Source organism: Hungatella hominis, from assembly GCF_014288005.1.
Classification (GTDB): domain Bacteria; phylum Bacillota; class Clostridia; order Lachnospirales; family Lachnospiraceae; genus Hungatella; species Hungatella effluvii.
In genome coordinates this window covers 16,092-34,466 of record NZ_JACOPB010000022.1, presented here as the reverse complement: position 1 = coordinate 34,466, position 18,375 = coordinate 16,092, and the positions used below count along the sequence as shown (strand labels likewise).

Annotated in this window: 15 protein-coding genes and 1 pseudogene; all 16 read left to right on the top strand. The window is 51.0% G+C overall.

Annotated features, from left to right (window positions below):
* Positions 1-199: 199 nt before the first annotated feature.
* The gene (locus H8S75_RS28160; protein WP_002605251.1) at positions 200-1,156 is read left to right on the top strand and encodes an ABC transporter permease; all 957 of its coding nucleotides are present in this window, start codon (positions 200-202) and stop codon (positions 1,154-1,156) included.
* 12 nt (positions 1,157-1,168) lie between these two features.
* Positions 1,169-2,032 carry an ABC transporter permease gene (locus H8S75_RS28155; RefSeq protein WP_055660142.1) on the top strand — a complete coding sequence of 288 codons (864 nt, stop codon included), beginning with the start codon at positions 1,169-1,171 and terminating at the stop codon, positions 2,030-2,032.
* 42 nt (positions 2,033-2,074) lie between these two features.
* Complete coding sequence (locus H8S75_RS28150; protein WP_187024354.1) at positions 2,075-3,754, top strand: ABC transporter substrate-binding protein; 1,680 nt, start codon at positions 2,075-2,077, stop codon at positions 3,752-3,754.
* A 35-nt stretch (positions 3,755-3,789) separates the two neighbouring features.
* A complete protein-coding gene (locus H8S75_RS28145) occupies positions 3,790-4,767 on the top strand; it encodes an ABC transporter ATP-binding protein (protein WP_187024353.1) in 978 nt (325 codons plus the stop codon).
* Complete coding sequence (locus H8S75_RS28140) at positions 4,757-5,749, top strand: ABC transporter ATP-binding protein (protein ID WP_187024352.1); 993 nt, start codon at positions 4,757-4,759, stop codon at positions 5,747-5,749. Before H8S75_RS28145 ends, H8S75_RS28140 begins: the two co-directional genes overlap by 11 nt.
* A 305-nt stretch (positions 5,750-6,054) precedes the next feature.
* A complete protein-coding gene (gene glpK, locus H8S75_RS28135; protein WP_187024351.1) occupies positions 6,055-7,551 on the top strand; it encodes a glycerol kinase GlpK in 1,497 nt (498 codons plus the stop codon).
* A gap of 203 nt (positions 7,552-7,754) precedes the next feature.
* Positions 7,755-9,191, top strand: a complete 1,437-nt coding sequence (locus H8S75_RS28130) for an NAD(P)/FAD-dependent oxidoreductase (protein ID WP_187024350.1) — start codon at positions 7,755-7,757, stop codon at positions 9,189-9,191.
* Between the two features lie 13 nt (positions 9,192-9,204).
* On the top strand, positions 9,205-10,470 hold the full coding sequence (locus H8S75_RS28125; RefSeq protein ID WP_187024349.1) for an NAD(P)/FAD-dependent oxidoreductase: 1,266 nt from the start codon (positions 9,205-9,207) through the stop codon (positions 10,468-10,470).
* A 1-nt stretch (position 10,471) separates the two neighbouring features.
* The gene (locus H8S75_RS28120) at positions 10,472-10,840 is read left to right on the top strand and encodes a DUF1667 domain-containing protein (protein WP_055660154.1); all 369 of its coding nucleotides are present in this window, start codon (positions 10,472-10,474) and stop codon (positions 10,838-10,840) included.
* A gap of 32 nt (positions 10,841-10,872) precedes the next feature.
* On the top strand, positions 10,873-11,502 hold the full coding sequence (locus tag H8S75_RS28115; protein WP_187024348.1) for a YesL family protein: 630 nt from the start codon (positions 10,873-10,875) through the stop codon (positions 11,500-11,502).
* A gap of 314 nt (positions 11,503-11,816) precedes the next feature.
* A complete protein-coding gene (locus H8S75_RS28110) occupies positions 11,817-13,169 on the top strand; it encodes an ABC transporter substrate-binding protein (RefSeq protein WP_187024347.1) in 1,353 nt (450 codons plus the stop codon).
* Positions 13,170-13,191: 22 nt separating this feature from the next.
* Positions 13,192-14,100 carry a carbohydrate ABC transporter permease gene (locus tag H8S75_RS28105; RefSeq protein WP_002605240.1) on the top strand — a complete coding sequence of 303 codons (909 nt, stop codon included), beginning with the start codon at positions 13,192-13,194 and terminating at the stop codon, positions 14,098-14,100.
* Between the two features lie 10 nt (positions 14,101-14,110).
* The gene (locus tag H8S75_RS28100) at positions 14,111-14,992 is read left to right on the top strand and encodes a carbohydrate ABC transporter permease (RefSeq protein WP_187024346.1); all 882 of its coding nucleotides are present in this window, start codon (positions 14,111-14,113) and stop codon (positions 14,990-14,992) included.
* 18 nt (positions 14,993-15,010) lie between these two features.
* Positions 15,011-15,739: a glycerophosphodiester phosphodiesterase gene (locus tag H8S75_RS28095; RefSeq protein ID WP_187024345.1), complete on the top strand. Its 729-nt coding sequence runs from the start codon at positions 15,011-15,013 to the stop codon at positions 15,737-15,739.
* A 307-nt stretch (positions 15,740-16,046) separates the two neighbouring features.
* Entirely contained in the window at positions 16,047-16,943 is an 897-nt protein-coding gene (locus H8S75_RS28090) for a fumarylacetoacetate hydrolase family protein (RefSeq protein ID WP_187024344.1), read from the top strand.
* Between the two features lie 174 nt (positions 16,944-17,117).
* A pseudogene (locus H8S75_RS28085) lies at positions 17,118-18,312 on the top strand (cation:proton antiporter); the annotation flags it as partial.
* Positions 18,313-18,375 lie beyond the last annotated feature (63 nt).

Below are 18,375 nucleotides of genomic sequence, written 5' to 3'. Positions count from 1 at the left end.
GGGAGATAACTGTAAATATTAGAAACTACTTGAGAAAAAACACAAAATGCGATACGATAATACTATTATAGTTTTATTCTGTAACGTGGTTATTCAACCTTCAGGAACGGACAGTCCGGGGGAGGAGAAGGGGCCGTTATGCGCGGTGGTCCCGGTAAAATGAAGATTTCGTGACAGGATTACGAAAGGACAAGAGAAGATGAAGTGGAAATACATAGCAAAACGGCTTCTGATTGCCATACCTACTTTTTTAGGGATTACGGTGCTGGCCTATTTTATTCTGAATCTGGCCCCCGGATCACCTCTGGACGCACTTCTTGCGGATCCCAAGATATCTCCTGCGGAACTGGAACGAAAACGGATCGCCCTCGGGCTTGACAAGCCTGTGGTCATCCAGTATTTCAGCTGGCTGAATCTGCTGCTTCATGGGGACTTGGGCTTCTCCTACAGCACCCAGAGACCGGTGGCAGCCATGATCGGAGAGCGTCTTCCGGCTACGGCATGTCTGGCAGGAGCATCGATTCTGCTGTCTCTGATTGTAGCGATTCCCCTGGGAATTTACGCGGCATCCAAACCGAATTCAAAGAGAGATTACGTTTCGGGCGGTATTTCGCTCTTAATGATGGCGACTCCGAACTTCTTTGTGGGTCTGGTGTTTATCTATCTGTTTGCCATCGTATTCAAGATTCTTCCCTCAGGAGGAATGTACGATTCGGCGGGAGTGAAATCAGGAGCGGCACTGATGCGCCATATGATCATGCCCTGTCTTGTGTTGTCCTTCCAGCAGATCGGCGGGTGGGTCCGCCACATGCGCAGCAGTATGCTGGAGGTCATGCAGGAGGACTATATCAGGACCGCTCGATCTAAGGGTCTGAAAAAATGGGGCGTTATCTACAAACATGGATTGAAAAATGCATTGATTCCGGTAATCACGGTGGTGGGTATGTCCATCCCATCGCTGGTCGGCGGCGCCGTAATTACGGAGCAGGTATTCGGATGGCCAGGTGTCGGGTCTTTGATGGTTACCGCCATTAATGGCCGGGATTATCCGGTTATTATGGGAATCACCGTCATGATTGCGGCGGCGGTTCTGATCGCCAATATCTTAACCGATGTGGCCTACGGGCTTTTAGATCCGCGTATCAGCTATAAATAGGAGGGTAGACGAATGAAAAAAAGAGAGAATGAAAGCTACCTTTCCGAGGTACTTAGCAAACTGACGGAGCACAAGATGGCCATGGTTGGACTTTTTGTCATCACTCTGGAGATTATTCTTGTGGTGGTGCTTCCGTTTATCATGCATTTAAATCCTTACGATTCGGATTATACGGCATTTTCCGCGGCGCCGAGCGGTCTCCATATTCTCGGCACGGATGCCATCGGGCGCGATATCTTTGCCAGACTGGTTTACGGAGGCAGAACCTCCCTTCTGGTAGGCTTATTGTCCACCATTATCAGCTGCGCCATCGGCGTCCCGCTGGGACTGATCGCAGGTTACTTCAGGGGCAAGGCGGAGATCGCCATTATGCGTGTGGCAGATATCTTCATGTCCTTCCCATCAATTGTCTTGATCCTGGTGCTGGTGGCGGTGATCGGACCGTCCATCTGGTCGGTTACCATCGTAATCGGCGTGCTGGGCTGGACCCAGTTTGCCAGGCTGATCTATGCCAATGTGCTTTCCGTCTCGGAAAAGGAATATGTGGAGTCTGCGAGGGCGATCGGTACTTCCAATTATAAGATTATTACGAAGTACATTTTGCCGAACTCCTTTGCTCCGATTCTGATCGCCATCACCTTTCAGATGGCCAGCGCGATCTTAATGGAATCATCTTTAAGCTTCCTTGGAATGGGCGTACAGCCGCCGGGAGCCAGCTGGGGCAATATGCTTTATGACGCCCAGTCGATTACGGTTCTTTCCAAACGGCTCTGGATCTGGATGCCGCCGGGAATTGCGCTGCTTATTACGGTACTCAGCATCAATTTCCTGGGAGACGGAATCCGGGATGCTCTGGATCCGAAGATCAAAATTTAAAAAAGGTAATAATGTTATATCTACACATAAAAGGAGGACTCTATGAGAAAGAGTAAGAGTAAAATAACAAGATTGACAGCCATCGTCATGGCGGGGGCCATGGTATTGGGGCTGAGCGCCTGCGGCGGCAAGAGTGCTGACAACGGTACAACGGCAGCAGGAAATTCCGGAACCACTCAGGCGGCGGGAGAAACCACCGCAGCACAGGGGTCAACAGGTGCGGCAGCGGGTGAGAAGGTGATCACGGCTGCGGTCAGCACCGCATGGGATACCATGATGCCCATGAACACTACCAGCAATTATACCCGTATGATCTGTGACCAGATCTATGACCGTCTGACACAGTCCAGGGCAGATGGAACGTATGAGGGACGTCTGGCAAAATCCTGGACGGTGAATGATGATTCCAGCGCAGTAACCTTTGAATTATATGATAATGCCGTGTGGTCGGATGGAGAACCTGTTACAGCGGCGGATGTAGTCTTCAGCTATCAGATGTATTCCGATCCCAGCGTGGATGCCAAGAGCCGTTACCACCTGCAGTATATTGCCGGTGTTGACGATTCCGGTGCGGAGCTTTCCGAGGATTCCATTGAAGTAACCGCCAATGGTGATCATGAAGTGACCTTTAATTTAAAGAGTTCCATGTTCGTGGATACATTCCTTCAGGACATTGATACGGTATTCATTATTCCGAAGCATATTTTTGAAGGCAAGACCGCACAGGAGATTAACTCCCCTGATTTATGGGCAAAGCCTGTAGGCTCCGGTCCATTTATCTATGACAGCGAGATCAACGGGGAAAGAATGGAATTTGTAAAGAATCCAAACTACCACTTAGGTGCACCTAAGATTGACCGCCTCGTAATCCGTGTGACGGATTCTGCATCCATGCTGGCAGGTCTGATCAATGGAGACTTAGATTTAATTGGCTATGGCTCCATTTTGATCGATGACTGGGATCTGGCCAATGAACAGGAAAACCTGGTTGCGGAGTCCATACCGACGACCTCCTATACCACGTTGATCTTTAATACCCAGAAGCCGTATCTGACACAGGAAGTACGCCAGGCCCTGAGTATGGCGATTAACCGACAGGTTCTTGTGGACGCTCTGTTACAGGGCCAGGGCGAGCAGATTGTAACTCCGATTGCGCCGATGAGTCCGTATTACAACAAGGATGTGACTGTATGGTACGATCCTGACAAGGCAAAGACCATGCTGGAAGAAGCGAAGTTCCCCTTTGATCAGACGCTGACTTTCTATATTGCGGCAGGCAATAGTATTACCGAGCGTACAGCGGCCCTGATCGTACAGGATTTACAGAAGGTTGGAGTTAAGGTTCAGATTGAACAGGTGGACTTCCCGACCCTTATGAGCAACATGTTAGACGGCAAGCACGATATGGGAACCATTGGTTCCGGCGGTACCTTAGACCCGAGCGAGAGCCGTGAGATGATTCATCCGGAAAGTTCCGTCAACTTCTGCCAGTTAAGAGATACCGAGATGACTGACTTGATTGACAAGGGCAATGCAGAGCTGACCTTCGAAGCCAGAAAACCATACTTCGATGAGTATCAGGTGATGGTTAAAGAGCGTTCCGCTATGGCTTATCTGTATACAAAGAATACATTAACTGTTCATAACAAGAGAATCACAGGCATCAACGCAGAGAATTTCGATTCCCTGAACTGGTCGGCCTGGAACTGGGATATACAGTAAAAAAACCGCAGAATAAAAGTTAAGAGGGAAAATTTATGGATTCATTGCTTACGGTGGACAATTTATCAGTCCAGTTTAATACAAAAAAAGGAATTAATACAGCGGTTGACGGCATCAGCTTTTCGGTTGGAAAAGGCGAGATACTGGGAATCGTGGGAGAATCGGGCTGCGGTAAGAGCGTAACCAGTTTGTCGATCCTGCGGCTTTTAGGAACGAACGCCCGGATATCCCAGGGAAGTGTTAAGCTGGAAGGCAGGGAACTGCTCTCCCTGTCTGAAGATGATATGTGTAAGATCCGGGGCAATGAGATTGCCATGATTTTCCAGGACCCGATGACGGCGCTCAATCCGACTCTGACCATCGGCGACCAGCTGATCGAGCCTCTGGTGATTCACCAGGGCTTCAACAAGAAGGACGCCAGAAAGGAGGCGGTCGAGGTTCTGAAAAAAGTAGGAATCTCGGCGCCGGAAAAGCGGCTGAAGGAGTATCCTCACCAGCTCTCCGGCGGTATGCGCCAGAGGGTCATGATCGCCATGGCCGTGTCCTGTGCGCCCAAGCTTCTGATCGCGGACGAGCCGACCACGGCGCTTGACGTGACGATTCAGGCTCAGATTCTGGAGCTCATGCTGGATTTAAGGCAGAAGATGGATACGGCGGTCATTCTCATCACCCATGACATGGGCGTAGTGGCTGAGACAGCGGATAATATCCTGGTTCTTTACGCGGGCAAGGTTGTGGAATACGGATCGGTGAAAGAGATATTCAATACACCTAAGCATCCGTATACAAAGGGGCTTTTAAGCTCCATACCGCCTTTGGAAGAGGATGTGGAGGAACTGAACACCATAGAGGGAACGGTGCCCGGGCCAGGACAGATGCCGGTCGGCTGCCGTTTCAGCCCAAGATGCCCTTATGCGGATGAGCGGTGTGTGAAGGAACAGCCGGGAATCTATGAGGCAGGCGGTGCGAAGGTGAGCTGCTTTAGATATGAGGGTGATAACTATGAGAAGTGAGAATCAGGTTTTACTGGAAACGAAAGATTTGAGAAAATATTTTAGCGGGAAAAAGGGGCTGTTTAACTTGAATCCCCCGGTGGTAAAGGCGGTCGACGATATCAACCTGACGATTCACAAAGGCGAGACGCTGGGCCTGGTCGGTGAATCCGGCTGCGGAAAATCCACTCTCGGCAGAACGATTTTGAAGCTGATTCCCATGACCTCCGGTCAGGTGATTTACAACGGGGAAGACATTGCCGCCTATGACAAGAAGCAGATGTGGGAGATGCGCAAGCGGATGCAGATCATCTTCCAGGATCCCTACAGCTCGCTGAATCCGCGAATGACGGTGTATGATCTGGTCAGCGCCCCTCTGGAGGTCTACGGGATCGGAAGCGCCGCAGAGAGGAAGGAGATGGTCATATCCATCTTAAACGATGTGGGACTGGACAAACAGTATTTGAACCGTTTTCCTCATGAATTCTCAGGAGGCCAGCGTCAGAGAATCGGCATAGCCAGGGCTCTGATCCTGAATCCGGAGTTCGTGGTCTGCGACGAGGCGGTATCGGCCCTCGACGTGTCTGTGCGGGCGCAGGTGCTGAACCTGATGAAAAAGATGCAGCAGAAGAGGAATCTCACCTATTTATTTATATCCCACGATTTGAGCGTGGTTCGCCACGTCAGCGACCGTGTGGCGGTTATGTATCTGGGAAGTGTGGTTGAGATCGCTGACAAGCAGGATTTATACGGAGCGCCGCTCCATCCCTATACCAGGGCGCTGCTCTCCGCCATACCCATTCCGGACGCCAACAGAAAGCGCAACCGCATTATATTGGAGGGAGACGTTCCCAGCGCCTATAATCCGCCTTCCGGTTGTAAGTTCCACACCCGCTGTCCCTATGCGACAAACCGGTGCCGGGAAGAGGTTCCGGTATTAAGAGATATGGGCAGCGGCCATAGTGTGGCGTGTCACTTTCCGCTGAATGAAGGTTTTTCTTGACATAAGCCCTAACCCGGTGGTACTATAATCATAGTTTATATAGAAACCTTAGAGATGACAGAGCAGGTTAAACACACGGGGCCGTAAACCCCGTTGTTTTGCCGGCTCTTTCCTTGTTTATCAGGTGCTGCACGCTGTTTGGGTGCTGCATGCTCCTTAAACGGGAAAAGCCGCGGGGATATGGCTGTCCGTTATACGGGGGACCGGGCGGTCATCTCAGAAACGGCCGTGACGGCTGCCATTTATTATTACAGCAACCTGTGCGCAGAGTGTGCGGGGGCGCGTTACCAGAAGGGAGAAGAAACATGGGGAAGTATGTCATTGCATTGGACCAGGGGACGACAAGCTCCAGATGTATCCTGTTTGATGAGCAGGGAACGATCTGCAGCGTGGCGCAGAAGGAGTTTACACAGATCTTTCCGCAGCCGGGCTGGGTGGAGCATAATCCGATGGAGATCTGGTCATCCCAGTTGTCCGTAACCATGGAGGCGATGGGGAAAATAGGGGCGCATTACAGCGACATTGCAGCCATCGGCATCACGAATCAGCGTGAGACGACCATCGTATGGGATAAGGAGACCGGAGAACCGGTTTACAACGCCATCGTGTGGCAGTGCCGCAGGACGGCGGACCGCATTGAAGAATTGAAAAAAGACGAGCTTGCGAACCGGATTCGGGAGAAGACCGGCCTGATTCCGGATGCCTATTTTTCGGGAAGCAAGATCGAATGGATCTTAGATCACGTGGAAGGCGCCAGGGAACGGGCAGAGCGGGGAGAGCTGCTGTTTGGAACCGTGGATACGTGGCTGATCTGGAACCTGACCAAGGGCTGTATCCATGTGACCGATTATACGAACGCATCGAGAACCATGCTGTTTGACATTCACAGGAGATGCTGGGATGACGAGATTCTGGAGTATTTCGGAATTCCCAGGTGCATGCTTCCGGATGTGAAGCCTTCCAGCTGCGTTTATGGCTATACATCCTCCGATGTGATGGGCGGAAAGATTCCGATCGCCGGAGCGGCCGGAGATCAGCAGGCGGCGCTGTTCGGCCAGTGCTGTTTTGACGAGGGCGAAGTGAAGAATACATATGGAACCGGATGCTTCCTGCTTATGAATACAGGGGAAAAAGCAGTCCACTCACAGAATGGCCTTCTTACCACCATTGCGGCCAGCGACGGGAACGAGGTGCGTTACGCGCTGGAGGGCAGTGTCTTCGTGGCGGGAGCCGCGGTACAGTGGCTGAGAGACGAGATGCGTATGGTGAGAAGCGCGCCGCAGACGGAGGAATACTGTACTGCGGTAGCCGATACGGGCGGCGTCTATGTGGTGCCTGCTTTTGCCGGTCTGGGAGCGCCCTATTGGGACCAGTATGCCAGGGGGACCATCGTAGGGGTGACCCGCGGTACCAGCAAGGAGCAGTTTATCCGTGCCACCGTGGAATCCATGGCATACCAGGTGTACGACTTAATCGAGGCCATGCAGCAGGATTCCGGTATCTGCTTAAGACAGCTTCGGGTAGACGGCGGCGCCTGCGCCAATAACTTCCTGATGCAGTTCCAGGCAGACCTTTTAAATACCGCCATTATCCGTCCGGACTGTATCGAGACCACCGCGCTGGGAGCTGCCTATCTGGCGGGTCTTGCCGTGGGTTACTGGAAGGACAAGGAAGAGATCAGAAAGAACTGGAAGGTGTCCAGGGCGTTTGAGAGCGGCATGGAGGAGGAACAGCGCCGCCGCCTCGTAAAGGGCTGGAAGCGGGCGATCAAGTGTGCGCTGTGCTGGGCAGAGGAAGAGTAAAGTAAGAAGCATTTGTACTTGACACCGGTCACCGGGTGTGATAGCATGAAACTAAATATGAAACCTTGAGACGACAGAGTAAGGTAGATAGACGGAGGTAATCCGTTTGTTTCCCTTACTCTTTTTGCGTAGAAGGAAAAGGTTCTTACTCCGCAAAACGCTTCGTTTCACAGGAACGAGAGGATCAATCAGGAGGAATGAAAATGGAAAGTTTGAATTACGATGCGGTCATCATTGGCGGCGGGGTAACCGGATGCGCGGTAGCCAGGGAACTGTCCCGCTACGAGCTGTCGGTCTGTGTACTGGAAAAGGAAGAGGATGTGTGCTCGGGAACGTCGAAAGCCAACAGCGCCATCGCTCACGCCGGGCATGATGCCACGCCAGGCTCCTTAAAGGCGAAATTCAATGTACAGGGAAGCCAGATGATGGAACCGCTCTCGAAGGAACTGGATTTTGACTACGTGAGAAATGGTTCTCTCGTTCTCTGCTTCTCAAACGACGATCTCCCGGCGCTTAAAGAGCTCCTGGAAAAGGGAAAACGCAATGGGGTCCAGGGACTGGAGATTATCTCCGGCGATGAAGTCAGAAAGATGGAACCTAACGTGACAGATACCGTGGTGGCGGCACTCTACGCACCGACCGGAGGAATTGTCTGCCCCTTTGGCCTTACCATCGCGCTGGCCGAAAACGCAGCGGACAACGGAGTGGAATTCAAATTTCTGACTGAAGTAAATGAGATTAAGAAAGACGGAGAAGGCTACATCCTGGAGACAGGAAAGGGAGCCATAACGACGAAATATATTATCAATGCCGCAGGCGTTTACGCGGACCGCTTCCACAACATGGTCAGCGGAAATAAGATACATATTACCCCGCGTAAGGGCGACTACTGCCTGCTGGACAAAGAAGCGGGCGGCCATGTGAGCCATACCATTTTCCAGCTTCCGGGTAAATTGGGAAAGGGCGTTCTGGTATCACCGACGGTTCATGGCAACCTGCTTACCGGACCGACCGCTGTGGATATCGAGGATAAGGAAGGCAGCGCCACAACGGCGGAAGAGCTGGCATTTGTCATAGAGAAGTCTTCCATCGGCGTAAAGAACGTTCCGTTCCGTCAGGTCATTACATCTTTCTCCGGTCTCCGGGCCCATGAGGATGGCGATGATTTTATTATCGGTGAAGCGGAGGATGCACCGGGGTTCTTCGACGCGGCAGGCATCGAATCTCCGGGTCTTACCAGTGCACCGGCCATCGGCGTCTATCTGGCAGAGCTTGTAGCCGGCAAGGCGGGAGCCGTTCAGAAGAAGGACTGGAAGCGGGAGCGCAGGGGCATTGTCCGTCCGGAGAAGATGAGCGTGGAAGAGAGGGCGGAGCTGATCCGTCAGAGACCGGAATACGGCACGATCATCTGCCGCTGTGAAGGGGTCAGTGAAGGTGAGATCATTGATTCCATAAGAAGAACGCTGGGAGCGGTGTCGCTGGACGGCGTGAAGCGCAGGGTCAGACAGGGCATGGGAAGATGCCAGGCCGGCTTTTGTACGCCGAGGACCATGGAGATCCTGTCCCGAGAGCTTGGAATTACAATGGAAGAAGTCTGCAAAAATGCGCCCGGATCCAATATGCTGACCGGTCAGAAATAAGGGGGAGAATGATATGACACAACATGATATCGTAATCATCGGAGGCGGCCCGGCCGGGCTGGCGGCAGCGGTTGCCGCAAAACGGGCAGGAGCGGAAGATATCCTGATTCTGGAGAGGGACAGCTGCCTGGGAGGTATCTTAAACCAGTGTATCCACAACGGATTCGGACTTCACACGTTTAAGGAAGAGCTGACCGGACCGGAGTATGCGGCACGCTATATTGACATGGTAAAAGAGGAGAAGATCCCCTACAAATTAAATACCATGGTCATTGATATCAATAAAGAGAAGGAAATCACTGTCATCAACCGGGAAGACGGATTGCATGTAATCAAGGCTAAGGCCATCATCCTGGCCATGGGCTGCCGGGAACGTCCGCGCGGCGCCTTAAACATCCCGGGTTACCGTCCGGCGGGAATCTATTCGGCGGGCACGGCGCAGCGCCTCATGAACATCGAGGGCTTCAGCGTGGGCCGTGAGGTCGTGATTCTGGGTTCCGGCGATATCGGACTCATTATGGCAAGAAGAATGACGCTGGAAGGTGCAAAGGTGAAGGTCGTTGCGGAGCTGATGCCTTATTCCGGCGGTTTAAAGAGAAATATCGTTCAGTGTCTCGACGACTACGGCATCCCGCTGAAGCTCAGCCACACCGTGATTGATATCCAGGGAAAAGAGCGGGTAACCGGAATTACCCTGGCAAAGGTAGACGAGAACCGGAAACCGATTCCGGGGACAGAGGAATACTATAGCTGCGATACCCTTCTTCTCTCCGTGGGACTGATCCCGGAAAATGAGCTTACCAAGGGCATCGGCGCATCCATGAACCGGGTGACTCAGGGGCCGAATGTCAATGATCAGCTGGAGACTGATACCAGCGGCGTGTTTGCCTGCGGCAACGTGCTTCATGTACATGATCTGGTTGATTACGTTTCCGAGGAGGCGACTCTGGCCGGCTCCAATGCCGCAGCGTATGTGGGAGCGGGAAGTGAAAAGCAGACGGGTCATATCGTTCACCTGAAAGCGGAAAACGGGGTTCGTTACACGGTTCCCCAGGCGATTGATATCGATCATATGAATGACAAGGTTACGGTGAGATTCCGTGTGGCCGATGTCTATAAGGACCGCTTTATCAGCGTCTATTACGACGGTGTGCGCGTGTCGAAAAAGAAGAAAAAAGTCCTCGCGCCAGGTGAGATGGAGCAGGTCGTGTTAAAGAAAGACAGCTTTTCCGGCTGCTCCGACTTAAAAAATATTGTGATTTGTACGGAGGTGGAGTAAAATGGAGGTTAGAGAGTTAATCTGTATCGGCTGCCCGCTTGGCTGTCCACTGACGGTTCGTCTGGAAGGAGGCGAGGTGGAGGTCTCCGGCAATACGTGTGTGAGAGGCGCCGATTACGCAAAGAAGGAAGTATTAAGCCCCACCAGGATCGTTACCTCTTCCGTTCACGTGGATGGCGGAACCATCGAGATGGTATCCGTTAAGACGGAACATGATATACCGAAGGGTAAGATCTTCGAATGCATGGATGAGATACGTAAGGTGACGATTCCGGCCCCTGTGAAGATCGGTGATGTGGTGATAGCGGACTGCGCCGGAACGGGAGTATCCATCGTGGCGACGAAGAACGTGGAGGCAGTAATTGCATAAAAGACCTTAAGCAGAAAGGAATCAGAAGACATATGAGATGGAATATCAACAGATTTTTTAATCCGGAGAACCGGTTCTGGGCATTTATGGAGAGGGTGACGGATATCTGTGTTCTCTGTTTCTTCTGGTTCCTTTTCAGCATCCCGGTGGTGACTGCGGGCGCGGCGACCACCGCCCTGTTTCAGTATACGCTTCGTCTGACGGCGGACGAGGAGGGATACGTCTGGAAGACCTTCCGGGAGGGCTTTAAGAAGAATTTTGGCCAGGCCACCATTCTCTGGATCGGCGCAGTCCTCGTGGGGGCATTTCTGGTGTTTGATTTATGGTGCTGCCAGTTTCTCGCCCCGCTGGGGCCGGTTCGCTTCTTTGCATTTTTCCTGTTGATCGGCGCTATTTTTGTCTATTTATTAACAATGATTTATCTGTTTCCCCTGCTCGCTTTCTTTCATGTCGATACCAGAAAGGTGATAAGGGATTCTTTCGTCATGTCCGTCGGAAATCTTCACGTTTCTGTAACAATCCTTGTGATATATGGAATTACAGCAGTTGTAACGTATTTCTTCCCCATGCTTTTTATGTTCTGGTTTGCCCTTGGCAGCTATGTGGCATCATTTTTTTATCGTTTTATTTTCTATAAATACATAAAAGATGACGAAGTGTAAGTGGTAAAAATTGTTAAAAAAAAGTCAATTTTTATGAAAACAAAATAAAAAGTGAAAAGAAAAAATAAAAAAATTATGCAAAATAGATAAATAATTACTTGCATAATGGAATAATCTATGATACCATAGTTCTATCAGAAAAGAATATGGGTTGCTTGAGAGAGACTGAGATCGGAGCAAGTGTAGGATGCATATGAGCAATATGCTTTCGGCGCATGCACAATCTCTTTTTTATTGCTGTTTTTTCGCCGGGAGGAGTCGTAACCTTTGGGCGGAAGGGTCTCAGAGGGCAACGGAAGGGAGTCGTAAAAGACATGAAAAAAAGGGGTATCGCATTATTAATGGTGGCTGCAATGATGGCAGGAACACTGAGTGGTTGCAGCGGCGGAGGTTCCACCGGCAAGGCTTTAGCAGGCGCGCAGACAGAGGCACAGACCGTGGCGGAGGTAGATCCGTCCCTGTATGAGGTGACGGAGCCGATCACCATCAAGTGGTGGCACGCGCTGGAGGAACAGTATTCCGAGACCGTGCAGAAGGTCGTGGACGACTTCAACAAATCACAGGATATGATCACAGTGGAAGCTGAGTACATCGGAAGCTACAAGAAATTAAATGAGGCTCTGGTAGCGGCCCATGCGGCGGGGACCGATCTTCCGGCAATTACGGTTGCCAATACTCCTTACGTGGCGGAATATGGTGCAGGCGGTCTGACTGAGGACTTAACACCCTATATCCAGGCCAGCGGCTATGATTTAAAGGACTTCGGCGAAGGCATGATAACGGCTTCCAGCTACAACGGCAAGCAGGTATCCCTTCCCTTCCTGATCTCTACGCAGATCGTTTACTACAACAAAGATATGGCGGATGAGCTGGGCATTGATATTCCGGAAAAGTGGGATGACATGGATGCGTTCCTTGAGAAGACCTCCAAGGTCAATGCGGACGGAACGACGGCGGTATACGGAACCATTATGCCGGGGTGGGATCAGTGGTATTACGAGACCTTCTACTTAAATCAGGGTGTGAAGATCATCAATGATGACCAGGTAACCACGGACTTAGGCGATGAGAAGGCGGTGGAGATCGCGGCCAAGATTAAAGAATGGTGCGATAAGGGCTATACATACTGGACAGGGACCGCGGATGACGCGTCCTCCATCATGCGTCAGCACTTTATCGACGGCGAGGCATTTTCCGTTGTACATACAAGCTCCCTGTATACGAACTATTTGAGCCAGTGTAATTTCGAGATCGGTATGGCATGGCTTCCGGGAGGCGAGACGAAGAACCAGGAGATCGGCGGCTGCGTGCTGTTAATCCCATCCAAGAACGATCAGGCGACGAAGAACGCGGCATGGCAGTTTATGCAGTACTTATGCAGCAAGGAAGTAAACTTAACATGGGCAAGAGGAACCGGATATATCCCGACCAGGAAGTCCGTACTCACAACCGATGAAGGCAAGGCATTCTTAGAGGAGAAGCCGGCATTCCAGTGTATTTTCGATAATCTGGACCTGATTCAGCCGAGAATCCAGCACAAGGCATGGTCCCAGATGGCTAATATCTGGAAGAACGACATGGCACAGCTCATGCTGGAGGGCGGAGACGCGCAGGAATCCATGGAAAAGATGGCCGAGGAAATTGATGACGTATTAGGAGATTCCTGATGCAGTCAGGCGGGGGTATCATATGAAAGAGAAAAAACATATCAATCCAAGAAAAGTATCCGCAATGAAGGATTTTGCCTGTGTACTTCCGGTATTGATTTTCCTGGCGGTATTTACCTACTATCCGATCGCGGAGCTGTTCCGGATCAGCTTTACCGACTGGAACATGTTAAATGATACGTGGCATTATGTAGGCTTTAAGAACTGGAAATGGCTGTTCGGGGGTTCCGGAACCAAGTATCTCTGGAACTCCCTGAAGGTCACGATTCTCTATTCGGCCGGCGAGATCTTCATCACGCTGGTGGGGGGCATGATCTTCGCCCTGATCTTTAACCGTATGACGAAGGGGTTCTCCGCCATGAGAGCCATCGTCTTTATGCCGAAATACGTGGCGATGTCCTCCGCAGCCGTTGTGTTCTTATGGATTTTAAATACGGACGGCGGTATCTTAAACTACCTCTTATCCCTGGTTGGAATCAGTAAAGTGGACTGGCTGGGCAACCGCCACACCGCTCTGCTCTCGGTCCTGATGCTGACCGGATGGCGGTGCGTGGGATATGGAATGATGGTGTATTTGTCTGCCATGATGGGTATTTCCACGGACTATTACGAAGCGGCCTCCCTGGATGGGGCCAATGCGATACAGCGGTTCTTTAAGATTACGATTCCGATGCTGTCGCCGACCACGCTGTTTTTATTTGTCACCACCTTCCTTTCTTCCATGAAGGTGTTCCAGTCTGTAGATATCCTGACACAGGGCGGCCCGTACCGTTCGACTGAAGTGTTCGTGTATAACATTTACCGTTATGCGATGGAAGACTTCCGGATGGACCGCGCTTCCACAGTGGCGATCTTCTTCTTCCTGCTTCTGCTGGTGGTGACGGTGGCTACCATGAAGGTATCTAACGGCAACGTGACGTACGATTCATAGGGGGGACAACATGGAGAAACATACAATGAAGGACGGACGGGATATTAACCGTACCGCCAGGAGAAAAAAGGCGACGATTACGGCAGTCCAGTGGGGTCTTGCCATCATCGTCCTGATTATCATCGTGTTCCCGATCTACTGGATGCTGGTATCCTCCGTGAAATCCCAGGAGGAGATTCTGCTTCCGGTACCGACCTTATGGCCGAAGGAATTCCACTTCGAGAACTATATCAATGTATTAAAAAAAGGCAATTTCGCCAGATACTATTTCAATACGGCTGTCATGACGGCCGGTATCCTGATCGGACAGGTCGTGACCGGTATCTTCGCGGGCTACGGATTTTCCAAGGGCAGATTTAAAGGCCAGAATTTCTGCTTTATCATCGTTCTGGGCGCCCTGATGATTCCGCTTCAGGTTACGTTTATTCCGATCTATATCATGATGGCAAACTGGGGAATGTCAGATACCTTCTTAGGTCTGATTCTTCCGGAAGCCGTGTCGCCGTATTACATCTTCATGCTGCGCCAGACCTTTATGGCAATTGACGACAGCTATATCGAGGCGGCCAGAATCGACGGGCTGGGCCGTGTGGGGATTATCACGAAGATTTTGGCTCCCATGTGCCGCTCCACGTTATTTACGGTTACACTGGTGACCTTCACCAATGGCTGGAACGCTTACTTCTGGCCGAAGATCATCGCCAAGGGTGAGAAGCGCCGTGTGCTTACAGTCGGACTTGCCTATTTAAAGAATACCTTTGCCGGTGCTGAATCCATGAACAACCATGAGATCATGGCCGGCGCGGTGATGGCGGTTGTACCTGTCATCATCCTGTTCTTCATTTTCCAGAAATACATGCTGACCGGATACTCCAAGGCAGCCATGAAATAAGAAACCGGGGGAATCAACATGAAAGTATACGCACACAGAGGTTACAGCGGAAGATATCCGGAGAACACCATGCTGTCGTTTCAGAAGGCGGCAGAGACCGGATGCGACGGAATCGAGCTGGATGTGCAGCTGACCAGGGACGGTACCGTGGTGGTGATCCATGACGAAGCCGTTGACCGGACGACAGATGGAACGGGCCTGGTGAAGGATTATACCTTTGAGGAGTTAAGAAAGCTGGACGCAGGAACAATTAAGGGAGGCCGATACGGCTTCTGCCCGGTTCCCTCCTTTGAGGAGTACTGTGAATGGGCCAGCCAGTACGGGTTTGTGACAAATGTGGAGATTAAGACCGGGGTGTACTATTATGAAGATATTGAGGAAAAGACCCTGGAGATTATTAAGAAGTACCATTTAGAGGACAGAGTCATGTTCTCGTCCTTCAACCACCTGTCTCTGGAGCGGATGAAGGAGCTGGCGCCGGATATTCCGCGCGGAGCCTTACTGGAGCATGCCGGTTTAGGAAATGCGGGGTATTACTGCAGCCGCTGCGGTTATGCCTGTTACCACCCGGGGATCAGGGGACTTACGGAGGAGACCGTCAGAAACTGCAGGGACCATGGAATCGGTGTAAATGTCTGGACCATCAACGACATGGAAAGCCTGGAGAACACTTACGAGTGGGGCTGCAGCGGAATCTTTACGAACTACCCGGAGATCTGCAAGAGCTGGCTGGATCATAAAGGCTGACTGCAGAGACCGGAAGCTGCCGGTTAAAAAATAAAAGAAATAAGGATTTAAGACGATTTAACCGTTTTAAATCCTTATTTGATATGAGAAAGGGACTTTATATGAAACGCGGTATGGAAGTACAGGGCTTTTTGTGCAGGCAATTTTCACAGAAATGACAAAAATTCGGATTCTTACTTGACTCTGTGGAAAAGGATTGCTAAAGTATAAGAAGTTGGGAAAAAATTTCCGGCCGTCTTCGGATGCGCCGCGGACGCGGTTTCGCCGTATACGGGAAAACCGTGGTTCATGTAAGGGAGGAAGTACGTTGAAGTTACTGACATATGAAGTTGACAGAAGAAAAGATATCGGGGTTATGAGCAAGGATGAGATGTGGGTATATCCGCTTCGGGCATTCGGCATGGAATATACGAGTATGATGGAAGTCGTAAAGGGGTTCAGCCAGTCGGAAAAGGATCTGCTGGAGCACGTATCCGGTTTGGAACCGTACGGCATCACAGGGGCGGCTATGCGCTCTGAGGTGAGGATTCTGGCTCCGATCGAGGCGCCGGAACAGGATATTATCTGTCTTGGGCTTAACTACATGGAGCATGCGGAAGAATCTGCCAGATTTAAGAAGGAAGCATTTGACGGAGTGCGGAAGGAAGCGGTCTATTTCTCCAAGAGGGTAAACCGGACGGTTGGCCCGGATGGGGAGATTTCCAGTCACAGCGATATCGTGGACAGTCTCGATTATGAGGCGGAGCTTGGCGTAATCATCGGAAAGGAGGCTTACCGGGTTCCGAAGGAGCAGGTCAGGGACCATATCTTTGGATACACAATTATTAACGATGTGAGCGCGCGCAATGTGCAGAACGCCCACAAGCAGTGGTATTTTGGAAAGAGTCTGGACGGTTTTACACCGATGGGACCGTGTATTCTGACCGCGGACAGCGTGGAATACCCGCCGAAGTTCCCGATTCGATCCCTCGTAAATGGTGAGGTGCGGCAGGAGAGCAATACAGAGCGGATGATTTTTGATATCGATCATATTGTAAGTGAGTTATCCATGGGAATGACGCTGAAGGCGGGTACCATCATTTCCACAGGAACGCCATCCGGAGTCGGAATGGGCTTTACGCCGCCGAAGTTTTTAAAGGCCGGTGATGTGGTGGAGTGTGTGATCGATGGGATCGGTTCTATCAAGAATACGGTTTCTGAGTAGATTAGAGCGTGTCTAAAAAAGAATAGAATAAAAACCTTTGAGAGAAAGAGTAAGGGATAGAAACGAATGAATTTCGTTTTATTTCCTTGCTCTTTTTGACGTTTCCGTGCAGCAATACGCGTGCTGGCGGTCACGGGGGAACAGTTACTATAAATGGGAACAGGGGGCAAAAAAATGCAGGGATATTTAGCAGGGGTAAGTGAAGGCACCAGGGTATTGCTGATTCTGTCAGTGATCCTGTTTGCCGGTTTTATTATGACGCGGCTGACCAATACGCTGAATTTGCCAAAGGTCAGCGGTTACATTATGGCAGGAATCTTAATCGGGCCATGCGGGTTAAATCTAATACCGGTAGAGATTATCGGCCACATGGGGTTTGTCAGCGATCTGGCGCTGGCGTTTATTGCATTCGGGGTCGGAAAGTTTTTTAAGAAGGAAGTGCTGTTAAAGACGGGAAGCCGGATTATCATCATTACGCTTTTCGAGGCCCTGCTGGCCGGCGTGCTGGTAACGCTGTTCTGTGTGGGCGTCTTCAAGATGGAGTGGAATTTTGCGTTGATTCTGGGCGCAATCGCGACGGCGACAGCACCGGCCAGCACGATGATGACAATTAACCAGTATAAGGCAAAGGGAGAATTTGTCAATACGCTGCTACAGATCGTGGCCCTGGATGATGTGGTCTGCCTGCTGGCGTTCAGTATTGTGGCAGGCATTGCCGGACGAACGGGAAATGAAGAGCTGACCATGTCCACGGTCCTGATGCCGGTGGTCTATAATATCCTGGCTTTGGGACTGGGATTTTTCTGTGGTTACTTCTTGAGCAGGCTTTTGATACCGGCCAGAAGCAAGGACAACAGGCTGATTCTGGCTATTGCCATGCTTCTGGGGATATCTGGTATCTGCGCGTCACTCGATATTTCGCCGCTGCTGTCCTGCATGATCTTCGGCGCGTCGTATATCAATCTTACCAGCGATAAGAAGCTGTACCGGCAGATTAATAACTTTACGCCTCCAGTCATGTCCATATTCTTTATCATGTCGGGCATGAATCTGGATCTGTCTGCGCTGACCACTGTGGGCACGGTGGGTCTGGCATACTTTATCGTGAGGATTATCGGGAAGTATCTGGGAACGTATATCAGCTGCCTGATTACGGGAACCAGCAGGGAAATTCGAAATTATATGGGCCTGGCACTGATCCCTCAGGCCGGTGTCGCCATCGGTCTGGCGTTTCTGGGACAGAGGCTGCTTCCCGAGGAGATGGGGAAACTGCTTCTGACCATTATTCTCTCTTCTTCCGTCCTCTATGAGATGGTAGGGCCGGTCTGCGCCAAGATGTCCCTGTTCCTCTCCGGCAGCATTACCACGGAGAAAATGAAGGAAGTGGCAAAGGAGAGGGAGGATGAGATTCACGAGGAGAACCTGATCGCAT

Excerpts from the sequence above, each read along its gene's own strand:
- H8S75_RS28130 (WP_187024350.1), top strand. The coding sequence starts at position 7,755 with ATGGAAAGTTTGAATTACGATGCGGTCATCATTGGCGGCGGGGTAACC.
- H8S75_RS28150 (WP_187024354.1), top strand. The coding sequence starts at position 2,075 with ATGAGAAAGAGTAAGAGTAAAATAACAAGATTGACAGCCATCGTCATG.
- H8S75_RS28140 (WP_187024352.1), top strand. The coding sequence starts at position 4,757 with ATGAGAAGTGAGAATCAGGTTTTACTGGAAACGAAAGATTTGAGAAAA.
- H8S75_RS28110 (WP_187024347.1), top strand. The coding sequence starts at position 11,817 with ATGAAAAAAAGGGGTATCGCATTATTAATGGTGGCTGCAATGATGGCA.
- H8S75_RS28095 (WP_187024345.1), top strand. The coding sequence starts at position 15,011 with ATGAAAGTATACGCACACAGAGGTTACAGCGGAAGATATCCGGAGAAC.
- H8S75_RS28125 (WP_187024349.1), top strand. The coding sequence starts at position 9,205 with ATGACACAACATGATATCGTAATCATCGGAGGCGGCCCGGCCGGGCTG.
- H8S75_RS28100 (WP_187024346.1), top strand. The coding sequence starts at position 14,111 with ATGGAGAAACATACAATGAAGGACGGACGGGATATTAACCGTACCGCC.
- H8S75_RS28160 (WP_002605251.1), top strand. The coding sequence starts at position 200 with ATGAAGTGGAAATACATAGCAAAACGGCTTCTGATTGCCATACCTACT.
- H8S75_RS28155 (WP_055660142.1), top strand. The coding sequence starts at position 1,169 with ATGAAAAAAAGAGAGAATGAAAGCTACCTTTCCGAGGTACTTAGCAAA.
- glpK (WP_187024351.1), top strand. The coding sequence starts at position 6,055 with ATGGGGAAGTATGTCATTGCATTGGACCAGGGGACGACAAGCTCCAGA.
- H8S75_RS28115 (WP_187024348.1), top strand. The coding sequence starts at position 10,873 with ATGAGATGGAATATCAACAGATTTTTTAATCCGGAGAACCGGTTCTGG.
- H8S75_RS28145 (WP_187024353.1), top strand. The coding sequence starts at position 3,790 with ATGGATTCATTGCTTACGGTGGACAATTTATCAGTCCAGTTTAATACA.
- H8S75_RS28105 (WP_002605240.1), top strand. The coding sequence starts at position 13,192 with ATGAAAGAGAAAAAACATATCAATCCAAGAAAAGTATCCGCAATGAAG.
- H8S75_RS28120 (WP_055660154.1), top strand. The coding sequence starts at position 10,472 with ATGGAGGTTAGAGAGTTAATCTGTATCGGCTGCCCGCTTGGCTGTCCA.